Below are 26,327 nucleotides of genomic sequence, written 5' to 3'. Positions count from 1 at the left end.
TGTCTAAAACTTGTGAACAATCAGCCAAAAGCATAGGCCGACTACTCGAAACTAGAAGTATCATATACGCCGCCATAACTCGAAGACAAATTTTTTCCCAACACCCCCTCCCACCTGCAGTTTTACCTGCAACAAATGAACGGCTGACAGAGCGCTAACGTACGGTTGATCGCGCTCGAATATTTATACAACTCGAGGATGATCATCGCCGAATAATACGAGAGTAAAAAAGACCTTATGACTTTTGGACCTGCCTCCCGTTCACTCTTCGGGCTCCTATGCCTACTTATTGTGATCTGCGCTGTGATTGCCGTCGTCGCCATTCGCAAACACCGTCCGCTTCGAGCCGTGCTCGCCACCGTGCTAGCCGGCACGATGGCCATGGGCGGCATTGGTATCCTCGCCAACCGCGAAGGCCAATTCGTGTTCACCTGGCAACAACTAGCTGACTGGCTCAAAGGCACAGACGCAGTCGCAGTGCCACAAGGCATAGCACCCGCCATCGACCCCGAAACCGCAGCAGCAGACCCCGCCTACCACGCGGACTTCATCCCCGCTGGAGACAGCGTGCCAAGCAAAGGCGCCCCCCGCGGCGAATACAAAGTCGTCACCTGGAAAGGCCCACAATCGGGCATTGAGTCTAACGTCGTCGTCTGGCTACCCGACGGATGGCAGAACATGAGCAACCTGAACGTCCTCACGCTCCTGCACGGGCACCCAGGCAAACCCCACCCCGTACCCGAAGCACTCAACATGGACAAAGTCATGGCAGAGGCAATCGACTCCGGCAAACTCCCACCCACCATGGTCGTCCTCCCCCAGCTGCGAATCGACGACCAAGAACCAGACTGCATCGACACCGTCAACCGCCCCAAATGCGGCACCTGGGTAGCACGCGACGTTCCCACGATGATCAAAGCAAACTTCCCCGTCAGCCACGATCCAGCAAAGTGGGCCATCGGCGGCTACTCGTCAGGCGCCTACTGCGCCGGCGTCATGGGCGTCATCGCACAAGACGTTTTCAAAACCGCGATGATATTCTCCGGCTACGACGTACCCGTCGTCGGCTCACTACAAAACGCCTCCCCCAGAATCAAAGCCGAATACACGCTGTCTAACATGATCGCGAAAATGGAACACCCACAAATCCTCGCCTCATCATCGGGAGCTGATCTCGACGCCAACAAACTCGTCGAAAACCTCGGTCACATCGACCCCGGCGACGGCGTTATCACCCTCCACTACGAACCCAGCGGCGGCCACGGGTGGGTGTACTGGGAAAAAGAATTCCCCCGCGTCGTCGACTGGCTCGGCCAAATCGCCGCCAAACAAGCGGAATCCTCCAACGCCGACGTCACCGCCGAAGCTCCCTTCCACCAGTCCATCTACGCGGTCTACACCATCGTGGCAGCAGCCTTTGCGCTGTGGGCGGTAACTCTTATCTGGAGATTACGGTACTACCGGCAGCCGGACGCACTGGCTTCGCACGAACTGGTTCTTGAAACCAGCGCCCGCGAAAGTAGTCCCGACGCCCGGCGTGATGGCCGCCTTGCCCAAACAGGGCGCTTACTGATGGACCTCCTGCCAGTAATCATCGGAATTGCGGCGGTCACCCTCGGAATCGGCATGGCAATCAACCACGCAATCGGAACCATCGGCTCACCGGCAGACCTATGGGGCTTCCTCGTGAAAATCACGCCTCGAAGCCTGCTGTGAGCCCTTTGTGTAACTTCCCGGAATGTTTGATTCTTCATTCCGGGGGTACACGTTCTGTTCTCGGGGTAGACAAATCGCCGGATTCGATACCCCGGGAACGAAACAGGTACCCCGGGAACGCGGATGCATCAGCAGAAACAAAAGTAGATTGCATTTTGATTGCATTGCGCAATATACTTTTCATCCTTCAGCCCATCGGCCATTCCAAGCCAAAAAACACGGGCATCCAGTCACGTGTATTTCCGATTGCGGGCAACCTAATTGGCACTGAGCAAAAAGGCCAAGATTTCGAGTTCGCCACACTTAGGTGCTCGGTTTCGGAAAATCGACTTGTTAGTTTCCACGAGGACACCCTCAAGCGAAAGGCTCCCGGACGTTGGTCCGGGAGCCACTTAGCCGTACCCCGTACCGGATTTGAACCGGTGTTACCGCCGTGAGAGGGCGGCGTCCTAGGCCGCTAGACGAACGGGGCCCGCCATGACTTTCCACCACGAGAGCGGATCATCACCGAGTCAAAAGGCAATCTCACTCAGAAACATCCGATGAATATATTGCTTTTGACTTGTACCCCGTACCGGATTTGAACCGGTGTTACCGCCGTGAGAGGGCGGCGTCCTAGGCCGCTAGACGAACGGGGCCTATGCGCTAACCGCATGATCTTTCGATCGCTGGGGTACCAGGACTCGAACCTAGACTAAATGAACCAGAATCACTCGTGCTGCCAATTACACCATACCCCAATATGGCGCGCCTCCTACTGGAGGGCAACGGATATTTATCTTACGCATCTGCCCTCTTTGTGGCAAACTCACGCACACGTGAATGTACTCACCATCTGCACTGTGGTCTTCTATATGCTGAAAACATGCCCACACGGGCGCCACATCGCCACGTTCATGCAAGGAGAATCCATGCCCGCCAACAAGCACCGTAAGGTTCGCGATTGGCACCCCACCCAGCTACCCGTCCATCGGGGCATCCAAGGCAGGTGTACGGTACGCCAGGTCGCGCGGGCACTTCCGCCGGAATCGCCCTGGGCATGCGAACTTCCGGATATTCCTTTTATTGATCTGCTTCCTGAGCCCGAGCCGAGCACAGCTCAAAGTTTTCTTGCATTCCTTGGAGATGTTACGCAGGCGCAGTTGGGGATCTCGAAGGATCTCCAACCTGACGCCCAGCTCGCCGACGTTCAAGATTTCGTGCACAGCTACGTCGATGCGGTCTTGATGTGGGTGCGCGCGGCGCTCGACGCACGGGCAATATCCCCGCCCGTAGTCAAGTGCGCATTTTCTGACGCGTCGGTTAGCTACGCGTTCGGCACCCACTGGTTGGACATCGCCGTCGATTCGCTTGCTTCTGCCGAACAGCGCCAGCAAGCAGACGCGTACCTGGCTGACCTGCTCGCACTTCCCGGCTTAGAACAGTGGCACGCCTTCCCGCGCGTAGCATACGTGGAGCACCGCACGGATTCCACAGCCACGTTCTCTAACGACTCCGCGCCTGGCGTCGCGCCTACAGTCTCCGATATTCAGTGGTGGGCAAGCTCGCAGATGCCGGCACCCGTCTGGATCGCCTACGACCCCGAAGTCGCCGACCACTTCACCGATCCAGACGATCCGGACGACGACGTGGGCGCGGTACCCGTCGAATCCACCGGCAACGTGTATGGCGACGACGCCGGCGACTTCCCCATCGCCCAACACGCCCGCCTCCTTCGCCCCGGCCTGCGAGTTTACGAGTTCACCGACGTCGCATCCGTGAAGGCCCTCGTCGAACGCTACCCAGCCCGCATTGCCGATCCTGAAGCTGCGGGGCTCTACGACGACTGGGCTGGCAACGACGCGCCCATCAGCGTGGGTGTGGACTGGCGCGGCGTCGCTCAAGATTACGACGGCGTACGGCTCAGCGTACCTGCCGCCATGCACCTTGCCTACGTGCCTGTCAGGGTTAACGTGCCGGCTAGTTCGACTGCCAGCGAGCTCGGCAACTCGCCCACCGGCGAACTGCGCGGCACAGCCATGCTCACGGGCTGGACGCCGGGATCAACAATCTATTTCACCGATCCCGCGGCGCACTAACCCCGCAGTACCCCAGCTCGCTGCGAACCAACCCACGACGAGTTAGAACCAGAGCGCAGTACCCCGCACTTAGAGCGTGGCGCGGAAACGCCGCAGACGCGCCAGAGTCTCGTCTTGCCCCAAGATCACCATGGAATCAACCACGGGAAGTGACACGTTGGTCCCCGTCATCGCCACAAACAGCGGCTGATAGGCAAAGCGTGGTTTGACCTCAAGAGCAGAGATCACGTGCTCGTCCATGGCAGCGCGAATAGCGTCGATACTCCACTCAGACAGCTCACCGAACGCATCAATGGCCGCATCGAGCACCGCCGGAGCTGTGTCGCGAAGTTTGCCTACGGCCTTTTCGTCATACGCCAGGTCTTCGCCGTCTTTAAACAAGAACGCCATCAGTGCCGGCGCTTCGCCGAGCAACTGAATCCGAGTCTGGACTAACGGCGTCGCCTCATCAACGAGGTACTGTTCGCGCTCGGACAGCTTGCCATACTCGGCAGCGGAGACCACGCCGTCGCGATGCAGGTAAGGAGTCAACCGCTCCCGCAAATCCTCAACGTCCAGACGGCGAATGTGCTCCGCGTTGATCGCTACTGCCTTCTTGTCGTCAAAACGCGCCGGGTTCGGGTTGACGTCGTATACGTCAAACTTTTCGATCATCTCATCCCGGTCAAATAGGTCACGGTCAGCAGCAACCGACCAGCCGAGCAGACCCAAATAATTCAGCAGACCCTCGGGGATCATTCCACGCTCGCGGTGCAGCAGCAGGTTGGCCTCCGGGTCACGCTTGGAGAGCTTCTTGTTGCCCTCACCCATGACGTACGGCAGGTGCCCATACTCCGGGATCACTTTCGCGATCCCCAGCTCGAGCAGCGCGTGGTAGAGCACGATCTGCCGCGGAGTAGACGACAGCAGGTCTTCGCCACGCAAAATGTGCGTCACTTCCGTCATCGCGTCATCCACCGGATTCGTCAGCGTGTAGAGCGGCTGGCCGTTCGCACGCACGATCACGTAATCGGGCACCGTACCCGCCTTGAAGGTGACGTCCCCACGCACAATATCCGTAAACGTGATGTCCTCATCCGGCATGCGCATGCGTAGCACGGGCTCGCGGCCTTCCGCGCGATAAGCCGCCTTCTGTTCCTCGGTCAGGTCGCGGTCAAACCCGTCATACCCCAACTTGGGGTTACGACCAGCCGCAACATGGCGAGCCTCGGTTTCCTCCGGCGTCGTAAACGATTCATACGCGTAGCCAGCCTCCACCAACTGACGGGCGACGTCCGCGTAAATATCCATCCGCTGCGACTGCCGATACGGCTCATGCGGGCCGCCAACCTCAACGCCCTCATCCCAGTCCAAACCCAACCAGCGCAACGACTCCAGCAACTGCTGGTACGACTCCTCCGAGTCACGCGCCTGATCCGTATCCTCGATACGGAAAATGAACGTGCCGCCCGTGTGGCGCGCATACGCCCAGTTAAACAGACAGGTGCGGATCAACCCCACGTGCGGGGTGCCGGTAGGAGATGGACAAAAACGAACGCGTACATGTGGTGTGCTCATAGTAGTCCTAGACTACCGCGCTAAAGTAGAAACATGAATTTTGACGACATCACCATCGATCAGCTGCGGTCCTCCGGCAACCTCAAGTGGGCGGGCAGCCCGGATTCGATTGGCATGTTCGTCGCCGAAATGGATTTGGGGCTCGCCGAACCCATTCGCCGCGTGTTACGCCAGTACGCTGACTCCCCCGGCATCGGCTACCGCTCAGCCAGCGCGAAACGTGATCTGCAAGAGGCGACGGCGGGCTGGCTTGCGAAGAATACGGCGTGGGCGCCGCGGCCTGAGCAAGTCCGGGCGGTTCCCGACGTCGTCTCCTCGGCTCGCGTGGTCCTCGACCAGTTAACGACGCCGGGCTCGCCCGCCATCTTGCCCACCCCGGCTTACATGGGGTTCACCTCCCTGATCCCGGCGATGGGCCGCGAGATGATCGAAGTACCCTGTGTGCTCGAGGGCGGGCGCTACCGGCTCGACCTTGACGGTATTCGTGCCGGTTTCGAACGTGGCGCGCAGGCGCTCATGCTCGTCAACCCGGCCAATCCCACTGGGCGGGTCTACACGCGCGAAGAACTGCGTGAGCTCTCTGAGGTGGTGGCTGAATTTCCGGATGCCATCGTGTTCTCCGACGATATCCACGCCCCGCTCGTTCTCGAGGGCGAACACATTCCTTACGCGTCGGTGTCTGAGGTGGCGGCCTCGCACACCGTCACCGCGGTGGCCGCCTCTAAGGGCTGGTCGATCCCTGGCTTGAAATGTGCCCAGCTCGTCATTTCAAATCCGGATCACGTCCGCCGCCTCGAGCCCTACCTAGGCTGGGCAGACTCGATCACGTCAACGGTGGGCGCCGCTGCCGCCGTCGCCGCCTACACCGAAGGCGAAGCTTGGCGAGCAGCACTACTGGACTATCTACGCGGCAACCGCGATCTTTTCGCCGCAGCCGTGGCAGGCTGGCCGGGCGTGTGGGCACCGCACATCGAAGGCACCTATATTGGCTGGCTCGACTTCACCGACGCGCTCGAGGCGGGCGCGCTGGCAGACAGGGGCGGCTCTGTCGGCGGCAAGCAGATCGCCGAATGGCTGGCCGAGCACACCGGCGTCGTGCTCACTCCCGGGGCCGCGTGCGGCAAAGGCTATGAAGCGTTCGCACGCATCATCCTGGCCACGCCGCGCCCGATCTTGGAAGACGCGCTCGGCAGAATGACGGCCGCACTCGAGGGCTAACGCTCGGCCGCGCGGCCGATCCTAGCCGTGACAAGGATGGACGCCACTTCCGGCCTAGACGACCGGGTTGCGCAGTTCGCCGATTCCCTCAACGGTGCACACGACGTCGTCGCCCGGCGCGGCCGCAACAGCAGGGAACGGGCTGCCCGTCAAAATCACGTCGCCAGGCAGCAAGGTAAACATCTGCGAGGCGAGCACAACAAGCTCGCGCGCATTACGTACCAAATCAGCCGTAGTGCCCCGCCCGCGCACCTCACCATTGACCGCGAGCGTAATCTCGAGGTTTGCCGTGTCCAGGTCCGTCACAATCACCGGCCCAATCGGACACGACGTATCGAAGCCCTTCGCCCGCGCCCACTGCGGATCGGATGCTTGCGCGGCAAGATCACCGACGTCGTTGGCCACCGTATAGCCAAAGATGACGTCGTCGACCCGCTCGAGTGGCACATCCTTCGCAATCCGCGAGATCACAACGGCCAGCTCGGCTTCGTGGCGCACGTCCCCCGCCCACTCCGGGATCGTAATCGGTACGTTCGGGCCGACGACGGCGGTGTTCGGCTTCAAAAAGCACGTGGGCAACACGTCCGGGTCAGGCCGGTAATCAGGGCGATTGTAGTTGTCCCCAAAACCAATCACCTTCGACCGCGGAATCATCGGAGAGACCAGGTTCGCATCCGCCGGAGCGACCACCTGCCCTGTGGGGCTCACCTCCGAATACAACGGATCATCAGCAAGAACAATGTAGTTACCGGTGTCCTCATCAACCATCGCAAAACGAGGACCTTGAGCAAGAGATAGGCGCGCAATCTTCATACGCCCAAGCTTAGCGCGCCGCGGACGTCTAGCTGAAGTGGCGGGGTTCTGCGGCGTCGTTAACCAGCTCGACCTGCCCCGATACGTGCCCGCCGTCGAAGAACCACTCGCCGCGCACCACCAACGATTCCGATTCCAGCAAGGACGGCACGTGGCGAACACGCCGATCAAAATCAGCAATAAACTTGTAGAACCGCGGATCCAAATCCACGTACGGAATTTTCTTCCCCACCTGATGAAGCCGCGAGCGCTCATCCATCGTAAACAGGTCTGACCGGATGACCATGAGATCATTCGTGGTCTTCACGGGAATGAAACGTTCACGGCCCACAACAATGGGTTTGGCGTGCTCGAATTTTTCGACGATCGCACCCATCGCGCATTCAATCTGGATAACCTGCGGAGAGTTGGGATCCGTGGGGTCGACGGTCTGGTGATTGCGGATAACCGGCAGATCGACCAACCCGCCCGTGGTCCGAAGCAGGTCACGTAGCGCTTCGATGTTGAACCACATGTTGTTCGTGTTGAAATAAGGATGCCGGTCAATGTCGGTAAAGTGCGCCATATCGTCGGCAGACGTTTGGGCTCTATCGCGGAGAATGACCCGGCCGTCGTCGTTGCGAACCGCCAAATGGCCGCCTTTCCGGTCAGCCGGGCTTCGTTCGCACACTTCCAGCGAACACTGCGAACCGGACTCTTCAAACCAAGCCGCGAGCCGGCCGCTCGGATACGCGCCCAGGTTATCGGAATTAGAGGTCATGAGGTTGCGATAACCCGCGGCAAGGAGATCATCAAGAATGCCAGAATCGAACATGGCCGTATAAATATCGCCGTGCCCGGGCGGGCACCATTCGAGATCAGGATTCTTCTCCCACTGCACGGGATACAGCGTGTCTGCCAAAATCTTCGGCTCACGGTTTTGCAGCAGATCAATCGGAAGATCACCGTGCATGTCCGCAGCCAACACGTCTAACGTGTCTTCTCGCGTGCGAAACGAGTTGAGGAACATGAGCGGAATGAACGACCCCGAACGCTGCCGGGCATCACGCACCTGGGCGGTCATGATGTCAAGGAACGTTTTACCGCTACGGACCGGGAGCAAAGATTTCGCCTTGTCTAAACCCATCGACGTGCCAAGCCCGCCATTGAGTTTCAGGAACACGGTACGGCCAAGCGCATGCACGTCGTCTTCACGTTCGGCCGAATCGTCAACGGCGTCGATATCAACCAGCGGACTGATCGTCTCTTCTGCGATCAAACCGGTCTGCCCGCGCACTATCTGCCCAAAATAGTTGCTGAACACCTGGCGGACCGTTTCGCTTTGCCCATCGGCGCGCATTTTCTGCAGATTTGCCTCGAGCGCCTCGGTAAACTCACCCAACCCGCTGGCATTGCCCATCAAGGACCTCCTCATCCGCAACCGGCGGATTCAGCGTAGCATAGTTGTGCAAAGACGCGGATTCACTATATCAATTAACAGAAGAAGGTCATCATGGCTACCATAAAATTTACGAACCTCAGCGTTTACCGCCAACCAGAGGCAACCGAAATCCTCGTGGAAGACGGCAAGTTTTCCCAGATCGGAAGCAACCTTCCCGATGCCGACGAAACCGTTGACCTCGACGGCATGCTCGTGGCACCACCCTACGTCGATTCGCACCTCCACTTGGACTACGTGGGAACAGGGCGCGACGACGAAGCAGCCGACAACGTATCAGGCACCCTGTTCGAGGGGATCGAGCGGTGGTCGCACATCAAGAAGAATCAGACCATCGAGGACGTCAAACGCAGAGCGCTACGCGGCATTCGCGAAGAAATGATCCACGGCGTCCAATACATTCGCACGCACATTGACGTCACCGATCCCGAGCTCATCGGCATGCAAGCCATGCTCGAACTGCGTGAAGAACTCAAAGACACCGTGACCATCCAGATCGTGTCCTTCCCACAAGAAGGCATGCACAACTACCCGCGCGGGGCCGAACTCGTGGAAGAAGGGCTCAAGATGGGGGCCGACGTCGTCGGCGGTATCCCCCACTCAGAATGGGCGCGCCAATACGGTGAAGAAAGCGTGCACAAAACCGTCGACCTCGCACTCAAATATGACAAGCTCATCGACGTCCACTGCGACGAAACCGATGATCCGATGTCACGCTTCGTGGAACTACTGAACGCGCGTGTGCTCGCCGATGATTACGGCCCGCGTACAACCGCCTCGCACACCTGCTCGTTCGGATCCGTTGATGACGCCTATGCCTTCCGCATGATGGGACTCTTCCGCAAGTCCGGCATCAACTTCACGGCGCAAGGAACCGAGAACGCCTACCTACAAGGCCGCGCCGACACCTACCCGAAACGCCGCGGCCTGACCCGCGTGAAGGAATTCCTTGAGGAAGGCATCAACGTCTCGTGCGGACAGGATTCGATCGTCGATCCGTGGTATCCCGCGGGCAACGGCAACCTCATGAACGTCCTCGACAACACGCTCCACTTGGCGCAAATCATGAGCTTTGACGACATGGAAGTCGGACTCGATCTCATTACCTACAACGGTGCCAAGACCCTATCGATCGAAGACATCTACGGCATCGAAGTTGGTAAGGATGCGAACTTCATCGTCCTCAACGCACCCAACGCGCTCGAGGCGGTACGCCAACGTGCAGACGTGCTCCGCTCGGTTCGCCGCGGCAAGACCATCTTCCAACGCTCGATCACGATAGACAAGGATCTGGAACTGCCCAGCATCTAAGAGAGCTGATCACCGCAGGCTTAGCCGCGGCGGTCTCTCACGTGCGCCGATTCCCGGGGTACACGTTGCGTTCCCGGGGTAGACAAATCGCCGGATTTGGTACCCCCGGAACGTAACAGGTACCCCGGGAGCAGCAACAAGTTCGGTGCGCGAGGTGGGACTTGAACCCACACGTCCGAAGACACTGGAACCTAAATCCAGCGCGTCTGCCAATTCCGCCACTCGCGCGTACCGGTACAGCATACCGGTTTAGCCGGCTTGAGCGTAATCCCGGCCGGGTGCAATTGGGCACGCACGTTTCGTAGATTTACGAGTCGATACCGAGCTCGCGGCGCAGGCGTGCCACGTGCCCGGTGGCTTTCACGTTGTACTTCGCGAGCTTAACCTTGCCATCCGTATCAACCACTACAGTGGAACGGATGACACCCTCGAGCAGCCGGCCGTAGCTATTCTTCTTGCCGAACGCGCCATAGGCTCGCATGACGACCTTGTCCGGATCGGAGGCAAGTGGGAAGTTGAGCGACTCCTTGTCGGTGAACTTGCGAAGCGACTCTACTGAGTCCGGCGAAATCCCGATCACCGTATAGCCGGCTGATTTGAGCGAGTTTTCGCTATCCCGAAAGTCGCAGGCTTCTTTCGTGCAGCCCGGGGTCATCGCCCTGGGGTAGAAGTAGACGACAACTCCGGCGTCGGCCTTCTTGACCTCCTCCGACAGCGTGACCTCGCCATCGGGTGTGGCCAGGGTGAAATCGGGAGCGATATCGCCCACGTCGAGTCGTTGTGTGGTTGCCATGTGGTCCTCTCAGTTCTCGAATGTGCTGGTAAACATGCGCAGTGAAACGATCAGAATGAAAAGTACGAAGCCGATGATCATTGGAATGTAGCCGAACGTGGTCGGGAACAACAGGCCGGCTCCGAGCGCTCCACCCGCTACGAAATAGGCGGAGTCGCGGGACATGCCATAGATGCCTCCACCGGTTGCTACGGAGCCAATGACGGCGGCTGTCACCACTGCTGGTTCAAACTTGACCCGCACCACTGTATACCAGCCGATGACGGCCATGGCGATCATGAAAATTATCGCCACGATCAAAAGGGGACGTTCGTACTTGTGCACACGCCAACTCTTCCACAATCGGGCCGCGCCTGCACCATTGGCTCGTTCACCGGTGGCTAATACGTGCCGTGACACGGCCACGGCCTGGCGTGATGCTGGCACAATGAAACCATGAGTGAAGTGGCATCCGGAGATATGGGACCGTGGCTGTCGCCAGAAGATTTAAGTTTTGTGCGCAGGAAAGTGCCGATCCTGTACGTGGACGCCGTCCCGGTCAAGCTTAACGACGACGGCTCACTCGACTCCGTCGGACTGCTGCTAACCGTTGAGGCCGACGGGCTGACCAGATCCCTCGTGTCCGGGCGCGTGCTCTATCATGAGACGATTCGCGACGCCCTCATTCGCCACCTTGATAAAGACCTCGGCCAGATGGCGCTCCCCCAGTTGCCGGCCAGTACCGTGCCGTTCATGGTTGCTGAATACTTCCCCACCCCGGGTGAAGGCTGGCATGATCCGCGTCAGCACGCCGTGTCCTTGGCGTACATCATTCCGGTCATGGGCGACTGCAAGCCGGCCTCCGATTCGCTTGAGGTCAACTGGTTTACTCCCGGAGAGCTACTCACGCCCGATTTGCAGCGGGAAATCTTGCCCAAGCACGTGGGCATCGTTAAAGCCGCACTGGCATCGCTTGGCTGGGTGTAACGACGGCTGCAGCCAGGCTAACCGAGCACCCCCGGAATATGTGCGGCCAGCTTTTCGAAAGCCTTGCGCCGGTGTGAGATCGCGTTCTTCTGTGTCGGGGTGAGTTCAGCGTTCGTCACGGTAAAGCCCTCCGGCTCAAAAATCGGATCGTAGCCGAAGCCGTTGCTACCTGCGCGCTCAAAGCGTAATGAGCCGCGCATCTCGCCTTCCTCAATCATGACCTCGCCGCTGGGGAGCGCTAATGCCGCGGCGCACACGAAGCGTGCGCCGCGGTTACCCGGCAGGACATCGGCCAGCTGCGCCAACAACAGATCAAGGTTGGCCGCGTCGTCGCCGTGGCGGCCTGCCCACCTGGCAGAAAAAATCCCTGGAGCGCCGCCCATGACGTCCACGCACAGGCCAGAATCGTCGGCCATCGCGGGAACGCCCAACGCGTCTGCTACATGCCTGGCTTTGATCGCGGCGTTTTCGGCAAAGCTCACGCCATCTTCCACTGGCTCACCCAAGTCGCTCGGCATGCCCAGGATGTCGCTGAGCCCCGGCACGAGCGGCTGCACAATCTCACGCACTTCGGCGAGCTTATGCGCGTTGCCCGTGGCAAAGTAAATTACACCCATTGCCCGAGCTCCACCGGCGCCTCCGATTCCAGCGCCAACTTTTGCAGCTCGGCGAGCTCCCGGTTTCCTTTCACTGCCAGATCAAGCATGTCGTTCAGCAACTCGCGGCTAAACGGGCGCTCCTCGGCGGTACCCTGTACTTCCACGAATTCGCCTGCGCCCGTCATCACCACGTTCATGTCCGTCTCCGCAGCCACGTCTTCCACGTACGGCAGATCGAGCACGGCCACGCCATCCACCACGCCTACCGAGATCGCGCTGATCGTATCGCGCAACACCGGTTTGCCCGCTCGCGGCGTGATCATTCCCTGTTCGATCCCGTAGGCCACGGCGTCGGCGAGCGCCACGTATGCTCCGGTGATCGACGCCGTGCGCGTTCCGCCGTCGGCCTGCAACACGTCACAATCCAGCACAATCGTGTTCTCACCGAGCGCCGCAAAATCGACGACGGCGCGCAAGGATCGGCCAATCAGCCGCGAAATCTCCGACGTACGCCCGGAAACCTTTCCCCGCACAGACTCACGCTGCGAACGAGTGTCCGTCGCGCGCGGAAGCATCGCATACTCGCCGGTCACCCAGCCCAGCCCGGAATCTTTGCGCCAACGCGGCACGCCCTCGGTCAGCGAAGCAACACAGAGTACTTTCGTGTTGCCAAACTCCACGAACACGGAGCCTTCGCCCTGTGCCAAATAGTTACGGGTGATACGAATAGGGCGCATGTCAGCGCGGCTACGGCCATCGGCGCGAGTAAATTCAGTCATGGCTCTAGTCTAAAGGGTGAGGACGGCCCTAGATGGTGTAGACATCACCAGCGCTGACCACGGTGACCTCGCCGTCGTAGACCGCCTGCGCGTCACTGGCCGTACGTTTGCGGCTCGTCCACGGCTGCAAATGCGTGAGTAGCAGGCGCTTCACGCCCGCTTCGGTCGCGATCTCGCCAGCACGCTTGCCCGTCAAGTGAATACCACGCGCCTCGTCACGCCCTTCTTCGAACGCGGCTTCAGACAGCAGGACGTCAGCATCCTGAGCGGCCTCCACCACCGTGGGAGCATAGTCCGTATCGCCCGTATAACTCAGCACCACAGAACGCTGCGGATCCTCCTCAGACGGGCCGGTTATCCGAATCGACACCGCTTCAATCGTGTGATTCGCTTCGAAGAACTCGACGCACATCGGTCCCACTTGAACCGTGTCGCCGGGCACCACACGCTGGAAATCAAACTCGGTCTCGTAGGTTTCCCCCTCCGGATCGCCCGCAATACCGCGAGTGCGCTCGGCTCCATCACCGGGCGAGAACACGGGAAGTTGCGACAGCGCGCCCTCCGGATACCACCGCCGGTACACCTGCATGCCCACCAGATCCACACAGTGATCGGCATGCAGATGCGAGATCACGATCGCGTCCACCCGCGCAGGATCCACGTATTTCATCAGGTGCCCCATCGCCCCCGGACCGAAATCCACGACGAGCGACCAGGTGCGGCTTCCCCCGGCGTCGTCTTCACCTTCCGCTTGGACCAGATACGACGACGCCGGTGACTGGGCACCAGACATCGATCCGGAACATCCAATGACAGTAAGCTTCATTGCTTCCTCCCCTCGGTTTCATGCATGGGTTGTACGCCGGTGACTTCCGGGCCTAAAAATCTGCGAGCGAGCCGGCGGAATTCGTCGACGTCGCCGGTTGCGCTAAACGTGTGCGTGGGCGGTGTGGAGGTGCTCTCGCGAAGAAGCCCGCGGGCAGTGAGTTCCCGGTACACGTCCCGGGCAGTTTCCTCCGCTGACGACACGAGGGTCACCCCATCGCCCATCACGTACGAGATCACCCCGGTCAGTAGCGGATAGTGCGTGCAGCCAAGCACCAGCGTGTCAACGCCGGCCGCCTTGATCGGAGCCAAATACTGTTCGGCAAGCGCCAACAACTCCGAGCCGGTGGTAATTCCCCGCTCCACAAACTCAACGAAACGTGGCGCGGCCGCAGTCGTCAACTCCACGTTCGGCACGGCCGAAAACGCGTCATGGTACGCACCCGATTCAATCGTGGCCTGCGTGCCAATAATCCCAATCTTGTTGTTGGACGTCACCCGCGCCGCCCCACGCACCGCCGGATGAATCACTTCCACCACGGGAATGCCCTTAGCTATCGTGTAGCGCTCACGAGCATCATGCAACACCGCTGCCGACGCCGAATTGCAGGCGATCACCAACATTTTCACACCCGAATCAACCAAGCGATCCATAATATTCAACGCGATCTGCCTGATCTGCGCGATCGGACGCGGCCCATACGGGTTGTTTGCCGTGTCGCCAATATAGCTTATCGATTCACCAGGGAGCTGATCGATGATCGCGCGGGCCACTGTCAGCCCGCCGACCCCGGAGTCGAACACCCCAATTGGTGAATTGTCCATAGCCCAATGCTACCTGCGGGCCGCCTTATTCCTGACCGCCGTCACTAGTGAATCTTGCCACCAGGTCGTCATTGTATACAGCACTGCGAGCATGTCGTCCGTTGTTTCAATCACCGGCAGGTCATCCGCATTGCGCGAATGCGAGCCAGTAAACATACCTGCCCGCGCATAGACGGCTGCCGATGAATCGTCGTCGGTAATGTTCAACCGAGCCGCCACCACGAGACGAATGTCATTAAGCGCCGCCATCCACGCGGCCGCATTCTCGTTCGGCACAAAAATCACGTCATTACCCGGCGGAAGCGCTTCCAAACCCTGATAGAACGTGACCAGATTTTCGATCTTGGCGGCCGCCACCGAATTTTCTGTGAGCTCCCGCAACACTCCGGCCTCGTGCGGATCCTCGCTCATGTCCGGCAAGAGCCTTTGGATTGCGCTATCAAGAGGCGGCACCGGAGCCGGATTTTCTTCAGCAGCTATCGCCTCCGCAATATCGGCGACGTCGGCCTCCAACGCTGCCAGCGGATCGTCCGGATCGACGATCTGGTTCCGACGCTCCGATTCATGCTCCACATCAGAGCCGAGAAGAAGGACGACGTCCCGAGCCAAACCCGCCAGCATGGATCGTTCCTGCACATCCGCGCCCGCCTCATAACCGCCACGAACAATGCGAAAGGCTCTCACTCGCCCTCGCTTTCGATAGTCGCCCACAACCCGTACGAATGCATGGCTTGCGCGTCAGTTTCCATCTGTTCGCGCTGCCCTTTCGACACCACGGCACGCCCGTTGTGATGCACTTGCATCATCTTCAAATAGGCTGCCTTTTGGTCCATCCCAAAATATGTTTCGAACACCCATTGCACATACGACATGAGGTTCACGGGATCGTTGTGCACAACTGTTTGCCATCCCGACGTCGGAACGGTAGTCGGGGTTGGCGCCGGGCTGGGTGCAGGGCTCGACTCACTCATCATGTACACGTTCCTATTCTACCTGTTTGTACCCTGCTGAAGGAGCTTTGGGCAGATGGTCAACCATAACAGTTTCCCTGAAATTTTCCTCCAATGCGGCTACCTTAGGAACATGACAAAGTTTAAAAGCACCGCGCTGCTCACGGACATGTACGAACTGACGATGGTCGATTCGGCAATGAAATCAGGAACAGCCAATCGGCGCTCCGTGTTTGAAGTGTTCGGCCGCCGCCTCCCAGGTAGGCGGCGCTACGGCGTCGTCGCTGGTACTGGGCGAGTGCTGGAAGCGCTGGCAGATTTCAAGTTCACTGACGAAGAAGTCGACTACGTTGCTCGCGCCGGCATTGTCTCTGATGACACGCTCGAGTGGCTTGCAGGCTACGAATTTACTGGCGACATCTACGGCTATGGCGAGGGCGAAGTCTACTTCCCCGGCTCGCCGCTCATGACCGTGACGGGCACGTTCGCCGAAGCGGTCGTGCTTGAAACGCTCATCTTGTCAATCCTCAACTATGATTCTGCGGTCGCGACCGCCGCCTCGCGCATGACGATCGCTTCCCATGACCGCCCATGCCTCGAAATGGGTGCCCGGCGGATGCACGAACGCGCTGCCGTCGCCGCTGCACGCGCCTCTATCATCGGCGGTTTCGTCGGCACATCGAACTTGGAGGCCGCACGCTCCTACGGGGTCAAGCCGATTGGCACCGCGGCCCACTCGTTCACGCTCTTACATGACACGGAAGAAGACGCCTTCCGCTCCCAAATTGCGTCCATGGGTACCGACACCACGTTGCTAGTTGATACCTACGACGTCGAACAGGGAGTCGAGCTGGCCGTGCGTGTTGCCCGCGAGGCCGGCGGCGAACTGGGAGCCGTACGCCTAGACTCCGGCGATCTTGTGGCCCAGGCGTTCAAGGTGCGCAAACAGCTCGACGACATGGGTGCGCACTCCACCAAGATCACGGTCACGTCCGACCTTGACGAATACGCGATTGCCGCACTGAACGCAGCCCCGGTTGATTCCTACGGGGTTGGCACCCGGTTAGTGACGGGTTCGGGAATCCCCACCGCGCAGCTGGTCTACAAGCTGGTTGCGAGGGAACGCGCCGACGGCACCATGCAAGAAGTGGCCAAGCGCTCGGACTCGAAAGGTTCGGTGGGCGGGCTCAAAGTTGCAGGCCGTACACACGACGAAACCGGCCGGGCCACCGGCGAACTCGTCGTCTCTGCCGGCTCGTGGGAGGACGGGCTCGCCTACCTCGACGAACACAAGGCACGCCCACTCCAGATGCAACTCGTCAGCAAGGGCAAGATCAACGAAGACTATGTAGCCGACGGCGAAATCGCCCGGGCTGCCGAACGCCACCGCAACTCCCGTGCAGCACTGCCCTATTCGGCGTGGCGGCTGTCCGACGGCGATCCGGCGCTGCCGACCACGCTCGTCGATATCTTTGACGGGGACAACTAACCCGGCTCGCGTCCGGCTACGACTGGCCGACGAACCAACGCTGAATTTTGAGGATCCGCGCCTCGATCTGCTCGAGCGAAGCGCGCGCAACCTCCGGACCACCACAGGCTCTGCGCAAATCCGTGTGGACAAGCGCGTGCGGGCGGCCTGTTTTTGCGGCATAGGCAGCCACGAGATCGGCAAGTTGCTTCCTCGCTTCGCGCCGCTTGCGTGACTCCATGACCCCCGAGCGGGCTTCATCGGGTTCACGTTTGCGCGACTTTTGTGATTGTTGCCGTTCACGCAGCAACGTAGCCACCTGGTCGGGTTCTAACAGCCCTGGAATCCCGAGGAAGTCTGCCTCCTCGTCCGATCCGACCTCCGCCCATGAGCCGAAGTCAGCACCGTCGTAGACCACCCTGTCAAATGTGGCATCGGCAGATAGTGCTTCGTATCCGGGGCCGTCGAGTTCGTCGGAAGCTTTTTCTTCCCGCTGTGCTGCGGAAACAAGGTCGTCGTCCCACCCTTCTTCGCCGGTAGGCACTTTCAGCGCGTGGTCGCGTTCCTTTTCCAGTTCCCCAGCCAGCTCTAACAGTTTCGGCACGGATGGGAGGAAGATCGACGCCGTCTCACCCCGGTAACGCTGGCGCACAAACCGCCCAATCGCCTGCGCGAAGAACAGCGGCGTGGAGGCCGACGTCGCATACACGCCCACCGACAGGCGTGGCACGTCAACTCCCTCCGAGACCATACGTACAGCCACCATCCACTTCGAGCTTCCTTCGGCGAATTCGTGGATGCGGTCAGAAGCGGAGTCGTCGTCTGACAGCACCACGGTGGGTTCCTCGCCCGAAATCTGCGCGAGCAACGCCGCATACGCTCGGGCCGCCTTCTGATCCGTGGCAATGACCAACCCGCCAGCATCGGCGACGCCGTTTCGCACCACGTTCAGGCGGTCGTCAGCGGCGGCCAACACCTGCTTAATCCAGTCGCCCGCAGGATCAAGCGCGGTTCGCCATGCTTGGGATTCCATGTCTTTCGTCATGGGCTCTCCGAGGGTGGCTGCCATGACCTCTCCGTGGTTGGTCTGCCAACTCATCTTCCCGGTGTACGACATGAACATGACCGGCCGGACCACGCCATCTTTCAACGCCTGACCATAGCCGTAGGAATAATCGGCGCGCGAGCGCGGGATCCCATCGCTATCGGGTTCGTAGTCGACGAACGGGATGGCCGCGGAATCTGAGCGGAATGGAGTGCCGGTGAGCGACAGGCGGTGCTTGGCCGGTTCAAAAGCCACGCGGATAGCATCACCCCAGCTCAGGGCGTCGCCGCCGTGATGAATCTCGTCCAAGATCACCAGCGTGGACCGGGCCGAAGTACGGTGCCGGTGGAACAGGGGCGCCCGTGCCACTTGAGCGTACGTGACGCACGCGCCGTTGAAAGACGCTCCGAGCCCGGACTGCGCGTTACTGAAATCCGGATCAAGTTTCAGCCCGACCCGCCCGGCAGCCTCCGCCCACTGATATTTCAGATGCTCGGTTGGGCACACCACGGTGATCTCAGAAACGATCTTACGGGCCATGAGCTCGGTTGCTACCCGCAGCGCAAACGTGGTTTTACCAGCACCCGGAGTGGCGACCGCAAGGAAATCCCGCGGAATAGTTTCGAGGTATTTTTCTAGCGCCGCAGCCTGCCAAGCACGCAAAGATCCGGCTGTCCCCCACGCCGCACGCTGGGGATAAACAGGAGGAAGATTTTGTGCTGCTGAAACCGAAACTGACTGGGGGCGCGGCGAGCGGGCGCTCACGCATCCCCCTGGCCTGAGCCACCGGTGCCGCCAGCGCCACCACCTGGCGGGTTGGGGCCGAATGGCCATGCGCCGTCACCGCTACCAATGCCGTCATAGATCGCTTTGCACGTGGGGCACAGCGGATACTTATCCGGGTTGCGCACGGGCGTCCAAATTTTGCCGCACAGTGCGACCACCGGGCCGCCCTCTACTGCAGAGCGCATAATCCGATCTTTACGCACGTAATGGGCGTAACGATCCTCATCGCCGGGTTCGCGCTGTTCGCGCGTGCGTTCGAGCGTGGCAGTGGTGCCCTCCGGTTGGAGCGAGGGCGCATCAGGCTGGCCCGGGCCCGAAGGAGCTTGCGGATCAGAATGAGGATCGTTCGACATGGCTCCAGTCTATGGCCGACCACCCACAAATTCGACGCGGGCTCGGTGGAGATTCCCACACGGCCCGAAGCCGTACTAGGAGATGACCAAGCCTGCCTAGCGGATGCTCAAGCCTGCTTAGCGGATGCTCGTGGGCATAAGAAAAGGCGCTCAGTTGCCCGAACGCCTTCCCCTAAAAACTGGCTTATTACTTGTTCGAAACAGCCTTCTTCAGCGTGGAACCAGCCGAGATCTTCACGCCGTAGCCGGCCGGAATCTGGATCTCTTCGCCGGTGCGCGGGTTGCGGCCCTTACGCGCAGCACGCTCAGTACGCTCAATGGACATAAGACCCGTGATCTTTACAGCTTCACCCTTGGACAGCGAATCAATAAGAACAGCCTGGAGGCCGGAAATTGCCTTGTCGGCGTCAGTCTTGGTCAGGCCAGACTCTTCAGCAATCTTTGCAATAAGTTCAGTGCGATTGAGGGACATTTATCTACCTCTCCGTTTGTTGTCATTATCGGCCCGGATTTGAGCCGCTAGATAAGAATTTAGCCGAAATCCAAACATAAACACCAACTCAAACCCGTGTTTTCCGCCATGTGAACGCGATTTCTCTCTCAGGTGACAACTTGGGCCACATTGTTCACACTATTCACCGGTTCGGGGGCGTATTCGTGAGCAACATCCTAGTTTTTCCCTGCGCCCGCGCGTGTGCCACTACCCGGCCACAAACGGGCGGATCTGCTCACACAGCCAAGATCACGTAGACCAGCAGGATCTTGATGATCATCGCGAGCGCAAACACGGAGGCGTATCCGGATTCGATGCGCTCGTCGTTTTCTTTCGCTTGGGCGTAGGACAGGATGGCGGGTTGGCCGAAGGCGCCGGCCATGGTGCCGGCCGTGCGTTGCGCGCTCACACCGAGGAGCCTGCCTGCCACGGCGATGACGGCCAAAACGATTATTGCGATGATCGCGCCAACTGCGAGCGCGCGGAGCCCGGTCATGGAGAAGGCCGTGTCAACGAAGGCGGGCCCGGAGGCGATTCCCACGGCGGCAAGGAAGAGGAGTAGGCCGAGCTGGCGAATCGTCTCGTTGGCTGCCATTGGCAGTTGCCACACGAGCGGGCCTGTTCTGCGGAGGTATCCCAGGATCATGCCGACGATGAGCGGGCCTGCCGCTGAGCCGAGGCTGAATGTTCCGCCGCCTGGCAGGCTCACTTCCACCATTCCAAGGAGCAGGCCGAGCACCATTCCCAAGCCGAGGGCGACGGCGTCGACTTGTGAGACCGTTCGTTCGGAGTTACCAAAGAATTTCTCTAGGTTTTGGTGTTCGGAGCGTGGGAAGGCCACCATGACCCGATCACCGATTTCTAGTCGTTCGAAATCTGAGGCGAGTAGTTCGAAGTCACCGCGGTGGATACGGGTGATGACCGCACCGAAGCGGCCTGGCATGTTGAGTTCGGCAACCGTCTGACCAGCCAGATCTTTATCGGAAATGATGAATGCTCGGAAGTCGACTCGGGAGCGATCGTCGGCGAGGTGTTCGGGTTGGGCGTGCCCGATCGCGTCCACTGCCTGCTTCACGTCGTTGTCCATGCCAACGATCACGATTTGATCTTCGGGCTCCAGTTCTTCGCCGGGGCTGACAACGCGCGTGCGGCCATTACGGTAAAGATATGAGGCGCGCACGAGCTGTTCTTGCCAGCCAGGGATCTGCCGCACGGGTAGCGAGTTTTCGACGACGGCCGTGACGGCAGTGAGGGATTGCCCGGCATACGACGGCGTGTCGTTGGGTTCCGGCCAGCGCCGTGACACGATGAGCGAGACGGCCACGATTCCGACGAACACGCCCATCGGGTAGCCGAGCGAGTAGCCGACTCCTGGTTCTGCCGTGCCGGTGACTGCGGTGGCAGCGGCAAGCCCTGGCGTGTTCGTGAGCGAACCAGCGAAGACGCCCACGGACAGTTCGGGGGTGAGTCCAAACAGTGGGCCGACGACGACGGTCGCAACCGCTGCCAGCGCAATTGCACCCACGGCGGCGAACATGATTTTGTAATGCTTTTTCAGGTCATGGAAGAAGGTCTGCCCGGCCGATAAGCCAACCATGTAGACGAACAGCGCCAGCCCGAGGCTTTGGACGAGAGCCATGGACTCGCCGAGCTCGGGAGCGATGTTGCCGATGAACAGGCCGACGAAAAGGGCTCCTGCCGCACCAAATTTAAGTTTCCCGAACGGAATGATCCCGAGGATGCCGCCGAGGGCAACCACGAGGAAAAGTGTCATGAGCGGGGACGACGTGAGCAATTCTTCCATTGCATACCTTTCAATGTTTTAGCGCCACCAGGTGTCATTCACTTCGACGGGCGTGGTCCTCTTGTGCCGCCCGCGCACCCACTTTTGTTCGATGTTCTCCGCCGACGCCGGATCGATCGGCTTGCCTTCAAGGTAGTCGTCGATCTCGTCATAGGTGACGCCAAGCTCGTCTTCGTCCGTGCGCAAAGGTTGGCCGTCAAGCAAGTCTGCCGTAGGAACTTTCTGCCACAGCGGTTCGGGCGCACCTAGATGTTGCAAGATGGCTTTGATCTGGCGCTTATTAAGCCCGGACAGTGGCATGATGTCTGCTCCGCCGTCGCCAAACTTCGTGAAGTAGCCGGTCACCTTTTCTGCTCCGTGGTCGGAGCCGAGCACGATCAGGCCGTGATCACCTGCGATGGCGTATTGGGCGATCATACGCATGCGAGCTTTGACGTTCCCCTTGTTGTAATCGGTGATCTGCTCGCCGAGGCCCGCCTCGTATTCGGCACTGAGCGCGTCCGTGGCACTCTTGATGTTGATCGTCACTTCGCGCTCTGCTGCCACCCAGCGCATGGCCTCAGCGGCGTCGGCCTCGTCTGCTTGCTCACCATACGGGAGCCTGACGGCGATAAACGTGGCCGCGTGCCCGGCGTCGTGCAACTTCTCGACGGCGAGCTGTGCCAGCCGGCCAGCCAACGTGGAATCCACTCCCCCGGAAATTCCGAGCGTGAAGCCTCGTGCTCCGGTGCTCAGCAAATAGTCGCACAGGATTTGTACGCGGCGTTCAACTTCTTCACCCGGATCGATCTGCGGTTTCACGCCCGTTGACTCAATAATTTCCTGTTGGAATGTGTGGTGGTACATGGTCTCTCTCCTTGTGCGGTCAGCGCGTCTGGTGTGGCAACCGCGCCCGTTAGTTTCCGGGATCTCTGTTGTGCGAGTTTGAGCTATAGTCCGAGGTCAAATCCCTGGGCCTGGATATGTGGCAGAGGGTTGCGTTCAGATGGTGCTTCAATGAATTTTCGGACGATCTGGTCGGTGAAACGATCCACCCGGCGGTTGGCTTCGCGTAGATCGTAGTAGGTGTGCATTTCTTCGTCGTAGTCTGCCAGAGCGTCAGTCCAGGACTCGGGTTCCTGATAGGTGTCCGTATGTACGCGCAAGGTAGCCGCCATGCGTGGTTTGAGCTGCGGATCCTGGTTCGGATATCCGAGGATCATGCCTAGTACGGGGAACGTGTACTTCGGTAGTTCCAAAACTTTGATGGTGGCAGCGTAGTCATTGAGCACAGACCCCAAATGTGTGACTCCCAGGCCGAGCGATTCAGCAGCGACTGACATGTTCTGGATCATGAGCAGCGTGTCAGTAAACGCTTCCCGGAAGGCTGACATGTTTGCGGCTTGTGCTGTGTCTGCTCCGCGTTCGTCAAGAATCCGGATAGCTCTGCGTACGTCCGCAATTCCAACGAGTAGCTCCGGAGCCCGCGCAATATATGGCTGGTTGCCGATGCGGGCGAGTTCGTCACGTTTGCTTTGATCTTTGACCCGGATGAAAGCAGCCTGTTGGAATCCTCTCGATGTGGACGTACGCATTGCCACGTCAAAAAGCGTCTGCATTGTTTCTTCGGGGATCGGTTCGGCAGTGAATTCACGGATTGTGCGGTGGGCTAACTGAGTGCGGATCGTTTCATTCATACCGTCAACTCTAGTTCACTGGGAGGGCAACGTGTTCGGAGCCAGCTTTGCCGGTGCTGATTAGGGAATAGGGACGAGGACTGCTTCGGCCTCTACTGCGGTGAGTGGATTTCCGTAGACGACCGTATAACCCAGGCCTGGCACGGTGAACCACTGCCCACCATCAGCACGCACCTCAACCCGCCAACCAATCCGCACACTTGGCTGGAACACACCCGGCTCGTGGTAGATCCCGCGCACATCACCATCAGGCCACACCCCACCGGGGCTCACCGTTGAAAAAGTCGTCCCATCACCCAACGACCATTGAAAACCAACCGGGGTCAACCGCAACGTCCCCGACACACCCAGCACATTGACCGGCGCTTCATACGCCCGTGCCGACGACGCGAAATACACGTCCTTATTGATAAGCACTTCGCCCGAGGCCGGCTGGAAAGTCAAAGTGCCTCCGTCAATGATCTGCTGGGCATGGTCACGCACATAAAACCCACATCAGCCGCCGACACCACCGGAGCCGCCTCTTCAGCATCCTCCCCGTCCGTGGCCGGGTCTGCGGCAGGCTCACTGCCACGGTTCATGCAATATTCAGCGAGCGGGCCGGACATCTGCCAATTCGGCAACGCACCAGGCAACGCACCAGAATGTTGGAATGCATACGACCGACACAACTCATCCACACTCACCGACTCCAAGGCGCTCACACTCCCGCGCGGTGCATCGACCGCTCCCATGTAGGCCGCGTTTGGCGACTTCGGCGACCTGGTCGGAGTGCGCGGCGTCGAGCGATTGCCACCGGCAGCGTGCTCCCCCACGACGACGACCGTGTCACCAGATGTTTGGACTGACCAGTTTCCTCTTTGGTCATCCGGCATACCGTAAGCCATCAAAAGTGTTGAAACGGCTATTAAGGCAAGTATCTTCACGGCAGCTCTTCCTGACCGAAATGGGAGCTGTCGATAATGTCGAAGGTCTTAACTTTAAGCTCATTGTCGACGATTGACACACCGATGACCACAGTGTGCTCGGCAGCAGGAATAGTCTCACTGCCTTCGATCTCATAGATGATGTAATCGCTTCTGTCGGTGAGGAAATCGATGCGATAATCGACGTTTCCGTTTGTCGTATAGAACCACACGGAATCCTTAATCCCAAGAGTCAATTCCCCCCAAACTCCAGTGCGATTATCTTCCTCAACGTCCTTAAGAACTCTCTGACAGTATTCACACTCCGGATGGGCATACTTCTCCCACTCGGCAGTATCGCCCGTCTGATTCACATACGGATATAGCTCTAAGTAATACTCAGCCAGCACGGCCGCATCTTCGAGCTCGACCCCAGTCAGTACAGGCTCGCTCGGTGGAGTCACCTGCGGGCGCGGCGGAATCGTATATTCCTCAGTCGGCGCAGCCGAACCACCGGTCGCAGGACTCCCCGACCCACCGCCATCAGCAGGATCAGCCCCACCGCAGGCAGCCAACACTGCAGCAGCACACACCAACCCCGCGCCTACACGCAAGGCGCGAAAACGCCGTCGTTGACATCTCATATCCCAAACCTAGTGTGCCAGCTATACCCGCGCCGGAGTTTTCCACAACCTCCCCGCCAGCTCCCACACATGACCAAGGAACGGTCAGCTGCTCCGGCGAAAAGTGGCGTGCTAGCGTGGCACCATGAGCATTCGTATTCGACCAGCAACAGTGCTTGATGCGCCCGCCCTCGAGACCATCGAGACGCAAAGTTGGAAAGCGGCAACATCAGGGGGCATTGACGACTCCGTCTACCGCGGTTATCTTGCAGAGCGCCGCGACTACTGGGAAGCCCTGCTGGCCGATCCCCGCTCAACCACCACGTGGGTGGCTACCCGAGACGGCGAGGTTGTGGGTTTTATCTGCGTGGAAGCAGTTGGGCCTGGACACCCGCAACTCATCCGTGTGAACCAGTTACACGCTGTTGGCGACGGCGCTCAGCAAGTTGGTACCGCGTTACTCGGCTACGCGATTGCGGACATGCCTGCCTTCGTGAACGTGCCCACCGACTCCCAATCATGGATTGAGTTTTGGCAAGGCGAAGGCTTCTCGCGTACGGCCCTCGCACGTCACGCGTCTGGAATCGATCTCGCCGTGCTCGAACGCGGCGAAAAAACCGCCGACTAAACACCCAGTTTTGCGAGACTTTTGTTGCGTAATTCGATAAAACCGCAGGTCAATTGCAGAATCGTAGGCTTGCGTAAATAGCGATCATTTTCGAAAAACCTACTCTGACCTGCACTTTTGCAACCGTGAAAGATTGTCGATTTTTGAAACGGCCCGCGATCCAAGAATTGCGAAAGAACATAAGGCAAGCCTGACCTTGCTACCCAAGTTTTTGGATCGGTCTTAGGCTAAAACCAGACAGATCAACTACTAGAACTTAAGGAGTCAACACCATGTCGAACCTCGCAGCGGTCACCAATTGCTCCGCAACAACTTGCTCTTTCAACACCAACAGCGACTGCACGGCAGCAGCTATCACGATTGGCCGGTCGGCTGACGACCGCGCAGCCTGCACCACGTTCATTTCCCTCAATGCCTCCGGCGGTCTGGGAATCGCACGCAGCCAAGTTGGCGCCTGCCAGATCACCGATTGCGGTCACAACAACAAACTGATGTGCTCTGCACCGAACATCTCCCTTAACAGCGCTACGGCCGAGTGCTCCAGCTTCGTAGCTGCCTAACACGCTCGGCTATGCGGCGAAGCGCTGCAAGCTAGGAGATGTCATTGGGGCGGGTTACCGTGTGGTAACCCGCCCCAATGTTGTTCAGCTCCTTCTAGGCGGCCAGCAACGAAACGGC

At 59.4% G+C, this 26,327-nt stretch carries 28 protein-coding genes and 4 tRNA genes; 8 read left to right on the top strand and 24 right to left on the bottom strand.

Annotated features, from left to right (window positions below):
* The first annotated feature begins 237 nt into the window (after positions 1–237).
* Positions 238–1,716: an alpha/beta hydrolase gene (locus tag EL234_RS08590; protein WP_126417058.1), complete on the top strand. Its 1,479-nt coding sequence runs from the start codon at positions 238–240 to the stop codon at positions 1,714–1,716.
* A 399-nt stretch (positions 1,717–2,115) separates the two neighbouring features.
* Here the strand turns inward: EL234_RS08590 and EL234_RS08585 are convergent.
* The 3 genes from EL234_RS08585 to EL234_RS08575 form a co-directional block, all read right to left on the bottom strand.
* Positions 2,116–2,188: transfer RNA gene (locus EL234_RS08585), tRNA-Glu, on the bottom strand.
* A 93-nt stretch (positions 2,189–2,281) separates the two neighbouring features.
* Positions 2,282–2,354 (bottom strand) — tRNA-Glu (locus tag EL234_RS08580).
* Positions 2,355–2,384: 30 nt separating this feature from the next.
* A tRNA-Gln gene (locus EL234_RS08575) sits at positions 2,385–2,456 on the bottom strand.
* Between the two features lie 171 nt (positions 2,457–2,627).
* Here EL234_RS08575 and EL234_RS08570 point away from each other — a divergent pair.
* Positions 2,628–3,794, top strand: coding sequence for a hypothetical protein (locus tag EL234_RS08570; RefSeq protein ID WP_126417057.1), 1,167 nt, complete (start codon positions 2,628–2,630; stop codon positions 3,792–3,794).
* Positions 3,795–3,863: 69 nt separating this feature from the next.
* On the opposite strand, the gene gltX is transcribed toward EL234_RS08570, so the two are convergent.
* The gene (gene gltX, locus EL234_RS08565) at positions 3,864–5,351 is read right to left on the bottom strand and encodes a glutamate--tRNA ligase (protein ID WP_126417056.1); all 1,488 of its coding nucleotides are present in this window, start codon (positions 5,349–5,351) and stop codon (positions 3,864–3,866) included.
* A gap of 33 nt (positions 5,352–5,384) precedes the next feature.
* On the opposite strand from gltX, the gene EL234_RS08560 reads away from it, so the two are divergent.
* The gene (locus tag EL234_RS08560) at positions 5,385–6,569 is read left to right on the top strand and encodes a MalY/PatB family protein (protein WP_126417055.1); all 1,185 of its coding nucleotides are present in this window, start codon (positions 5,385–5,387) and stop codon (positions 6,567–6,569) included.
* Between the two features lie 54 nt (positions 6,570–6,623).
* Here the strand turns inward: EL234_RS08560 and EL234_RS08555 are convergent, their stop codons facing one another.
* Positions 6,624–7,382 (bottom strand): fumarylacetoacetate hydrolase family protein, encoded by a 759-nt coding sequence (locus EL234_RS08555; RefSeq protein WP_126417054.1) that lies wholly within the window; start codon positions 7,380–7,382, stop codon positions 6,624–6,626.
* 28 nt (positions 7,383–7,410) lie between these two features.
* Positions 7,411–8,781 carry a UTP--glucose-1-phosphate uridylyltransferase gene (locus tag EL234_RS08550; protein WP_126417053.1) on the bottom strand — a complete coding sequence of 457 codons (1,371 nt, stop codon included), beginning with the start codon at positions 8,779–8,781 and terminating at the stop codon, positions 7,411–7,413.
* A 93-nt stretch (positions 8,782–8,874) separates the two neighbouring features.
* Here EL234_RS08550 and EL234_RS08545 point away from each other — a divergent pair, with 93 nt between their 5' ends.
* Positions 8,875–10,131, top strand: a complete 1,257-nt coding sequence (locus EL234_RS08545) for an amidohydrolase family protein (RefSeq protein WP_126417052.1) — start codon at positions 8,875–8,877, stop codon at positions 10,129–10,131.
* A gap of 146 nt (positions 10,132–10,277) precedes the next feature.
* Here the strand turns inward: EL234_RS08545 and EL234_RS08540 are convergent.
* From EL234_RS08540 to EL234_RS08530, 3 genes are all read right to left on the bottom strand, one after another.
* Positions 10,278–10,359, bottom strand: a tRNA-Leu gene (locus EL234_RS08540).
* A 79-nt stretch (positions 10,360–10,438) separates the two neighbouring features.
* Positions 10,439–10,924: a peroxiredoxin gene (locus EL234_RS08535; RefSeq protein ID WP_126417051.1), complete on the bottom strand. Its 486-nt coding sequence runs from the start codon at positions 10,922–10,924 to the stop codon at positions 10,439–10,441.
* Between the two features lie 9 nt (positions 10,925–10,933).
* Positions 10,934–11,248, bottom strand: a complete 315-nt coding sequence (locus tag EL234_RS08530; protein ID WP_126417050.1) for a hypothetical protein — start codon at positions 11,246–11,248, stop codon at positions 10,934–10,936.
* Between the two features lie 111 nt (positions 11,249–11,359).
* On the opposite strand from EL234_RS08530, the gene EL234_RS08525 reads away from it, so the two are divergent.
* Positions 11,360–11,890, top strand: coding sequence for a DUF4916 domain-containing protein (locus tag EL234_RS08525; RefSeq protein ID WP_126417049.1), 531 nt, complete (start codon positions 11,360–11,362; stop codon positions 11,888–11,890).
* Positions 11,891–11,907: 17 nt separating this feature from the next.
* On the opposite strand, the gene rdgB is transcribed toward EL234_RS08525, so the two are convergent.
* From rdgB to clpS, 6 genes are read right to left on the bottom strand one after another with little or no spacing between them, the layout of a single operon-like run.
* Positions 11,908–12,507, bottom strand: coding sequence for an RdgB/HAM1 family non-canonical purine NTP pyrophosphatase (gene rdgB, locus EL234_RS08520; RefSeq protein WP_126417048.1), 600 nt, complete (start codon positions 12,505–12,507; stop codon positions 11,908–11,910).
* Positions 12,498–13,268, bottom strand: a complete 771-nt coding sequence (gene rph, locus EL234_RS08515) for a ribonuclease PH (protein ID WP_126417047.1) — start codon at positions 13,266–13,268, stop codon at positions 12,498–12,500. Before rph ends, rdgB begins: the two co-directional genes overlap by 10 nt.
* A 28-nt stretch (positions 13,269–13,296) precedes the next feature.
* Positions 13,297–14,094, bottom strand: a complete 798-nt coding sequence (locus EL234_RS08510; protein ID WP_126417046.1) for an MBL fold metallo-hydrolase — start codon at positions 14,092–14,094, stop codon at positions 13,297–13,299.
* Entirely contained in the window at positions 14,091–14,918 is an 828-nt protein-coding gene (murI, locus tag EL234_RS08505; protein WP_126417045.1) for a glutamate racemase, read from the bottom strand. The genes EL234_RS08510 and murI overlap by 4 nt, the downstream gene beginning before the upstream one ends.
* 9 nt (positions 14,919–14,927) lie before the next feature.
* On the bottom strand, positions 14,928–15,602 hold the full coding sequence (locus EL234_RS08500; RefSeq protein ID WP_126417044.1) for a DUF2017 family protein: 675 nt from the start codon (positions 15,600–15,602) through the stop codon (positions 14,928–14,930).
* Complete coding sequence (clpS, locus tag EL234_RS08495) at positions 15,599–15,889, bottom strand: ATP-dependent Clp protease adapter ClpS (protein WP_197718493.1); 291 nt, start codon at positions 15,887–15,889, stop codon at positions 15,599–15,601. The genes EL234_RS08500 and clpS overlap by 4 nt, the downstream gene beginning before the upstream one ends.
* Positions 15,890–16,001: 112 nt before the next feature.
* On the opposite strand from clpS, the gene EL234_RS08490 reads away from it, so the two are divergent.
* Positions 16,002–17,357 (top strand): nicotinate phosphoribosyltransferase, encoded by a 1,356-nt coding sequence (locus tag EL234_RS08490; protein ID WP_126417043.1) that lies wholly within the window; start codon positions 16,002–16,004, stop codon positions 17,355–17,357.
* 16 nt (positions 17,358–17,373) lie between these two features.
* Here EL234_RS08490 and EL234_RS08485 read toward each other — a convergent pair whose 3' ends face one another.
* From EL234_RS08485 to EL234_RS08445, 9 genes are all read right to left on the bottom strand, one after another.
* On the bottom strand, positions 17,374–19,146 hold the full coding sequence (locus EL234_RS08485; RefSeq protein ID WP_241969004.1) for a DEAD/DEAH box helicase: 1,773 nt from the start codon (positions 19,144–19,146) through the stop codon (positions 17,374–17,376).
* A complete protein-coding gene (locus EL234_RS08480; RefSeq protein WP_126417041.1) occupies positions 19,143–19,520 on the bottom strand; it encodes a DUF3039 domain-containing protein in 378 nt (125 codons plus the stop codon). Before EL234_RS08480 ends, EL234_RS08485 begins: the two co-directional genes overlap by 4 nt.
* Before the next feature lie 187 nt (positions 19,521–19,707).
* Entirely contained in the window at positions 19,708–19,992 is a 285-nt protein-coding gene (locus EL234_RS08475; RefSeq protein ID WP_126417040.1) for an HU family DNA-binding protein, read from the bottom strand.
* Between the two features lie 256 nt (positions 19,993–20,248).
* Positions 20,249–21,817 (bottom strand): aspartate:alanine exchanger family transporter, encoded by a 1,569-nt coding sequence (locus tag EL234_RS08470; RefSeq protein ID WP_126417039.1) that lies wholly within the window; start codon positions 21,815–21,817, stop codon positions 20,249–20,251.
* A gap of 18 nt (positions 21,818–21,835) precedes the next feature.
* Positions 21,836–22,663, bottom strand: a complete 828-nt coding sequence (nadE, locus tag EL234_RS08465; protein WP_126417038.1) for an ammonia-dependent NAD(+) synthetase — start codon at positions 22,661–22,663, stop codon at positions 21,836–21,838.
* A gap of 83 nt (positions 22,664–22,746) precedes the next feature.
* On the bottom strand, positions 22,747–23,493 hold the full coding sequence (locus EL234_RS08460; RefSeq protein WP_126417037.1) for an NADPH-dependent oxidoreductase: 747 nt from the start codon (positions 23,491–23,493) through the stop codon (positions 22,747–22,749).
* Between the two features lie 60 nt (positions 23,494–23,553).
* Positions 23,554–23,937 carry a hypothetical protein gene (locus EL234_RS08455; RefSeq protein WP_126417036.1) on the bottom strand — a complete coding sequence of 128 codons (384 nt, stop codon included), beginning with the start codon at positions 23,935–23,937 and terminating at the stop codon, positions 23,554–23,556.
* The gene (locus tag EL234_RS08450; RefSeq protein ID WP_126417035.1) at positions 23,934–24,380 is read right to left on the bottom strand and encodes a hypothetical protein; all 447 of its coding nucleotides are present in this window, start codon (positions 24,378–24,380) and stop codon (positions 23,934–23,936) included. The genes EL234_RS08455 and EL234_RS08450 overlap by 4 nt, the downstream gene beginning before the upstream one ends.
* Before the next feature lie 35 nt (positions 24,381–24,415).
* Entirely contained in the window at positions 24,416–25,042 is a 627-nt protein-coding gene (locus EL234_RS08445; protein WP_126417034.1) for a DUF6318 family protein, read from the bottom strand.
* Positions 25,043–25,166: 124 nt separating this feature from the next.
* On the opposite strand from EL234_RS08445, the gene EL234_RS08440 reads away from it, so the two are divergent.
* Both EL234_RS08440 and EL234_RS08435 read left to right on the top strand, forming a co-directional pair.
* On the top strand, positions 25,167–25,649 hold the full coding sequence (locus EL234_RS08440; RefSeq protein WP_126417033.1) for a GNAT family N-acetyltransferase: 483 nt from the start codon (positions 25,167–25,169) through the stop codon (positions 25,647–25,649).
* 272 nt (positions 25,650–25,921) lie between these two features.
* Positions 25,922–26,209 (top strand): DUF1540 domain-containing protein, encoded by a 288-nt coding sequence (locus EL234_RS08435; RefSeq protein WP_126417032.1) that lies wholly within the window; start codon positions 25,922–25,924, stop codon positions 26,207–26,209.
* Positions 26,210–26,327 lie beyond the last annotated feature (118 nt).

It is taken from the genome of Trueperella bialowiezensis (assembly GCF_900637955.1).
GTDB lineage: Bacteria > Actinomycetota > Actinomycetes > Actinomycetales > Actinomycetaceae > Trueperella > Trueperella bialowiezensis.
Note: the sequence above shows the minus strand (reverse complement) of the source record. Positions and strands in the feature narration are given on the sequence as shown.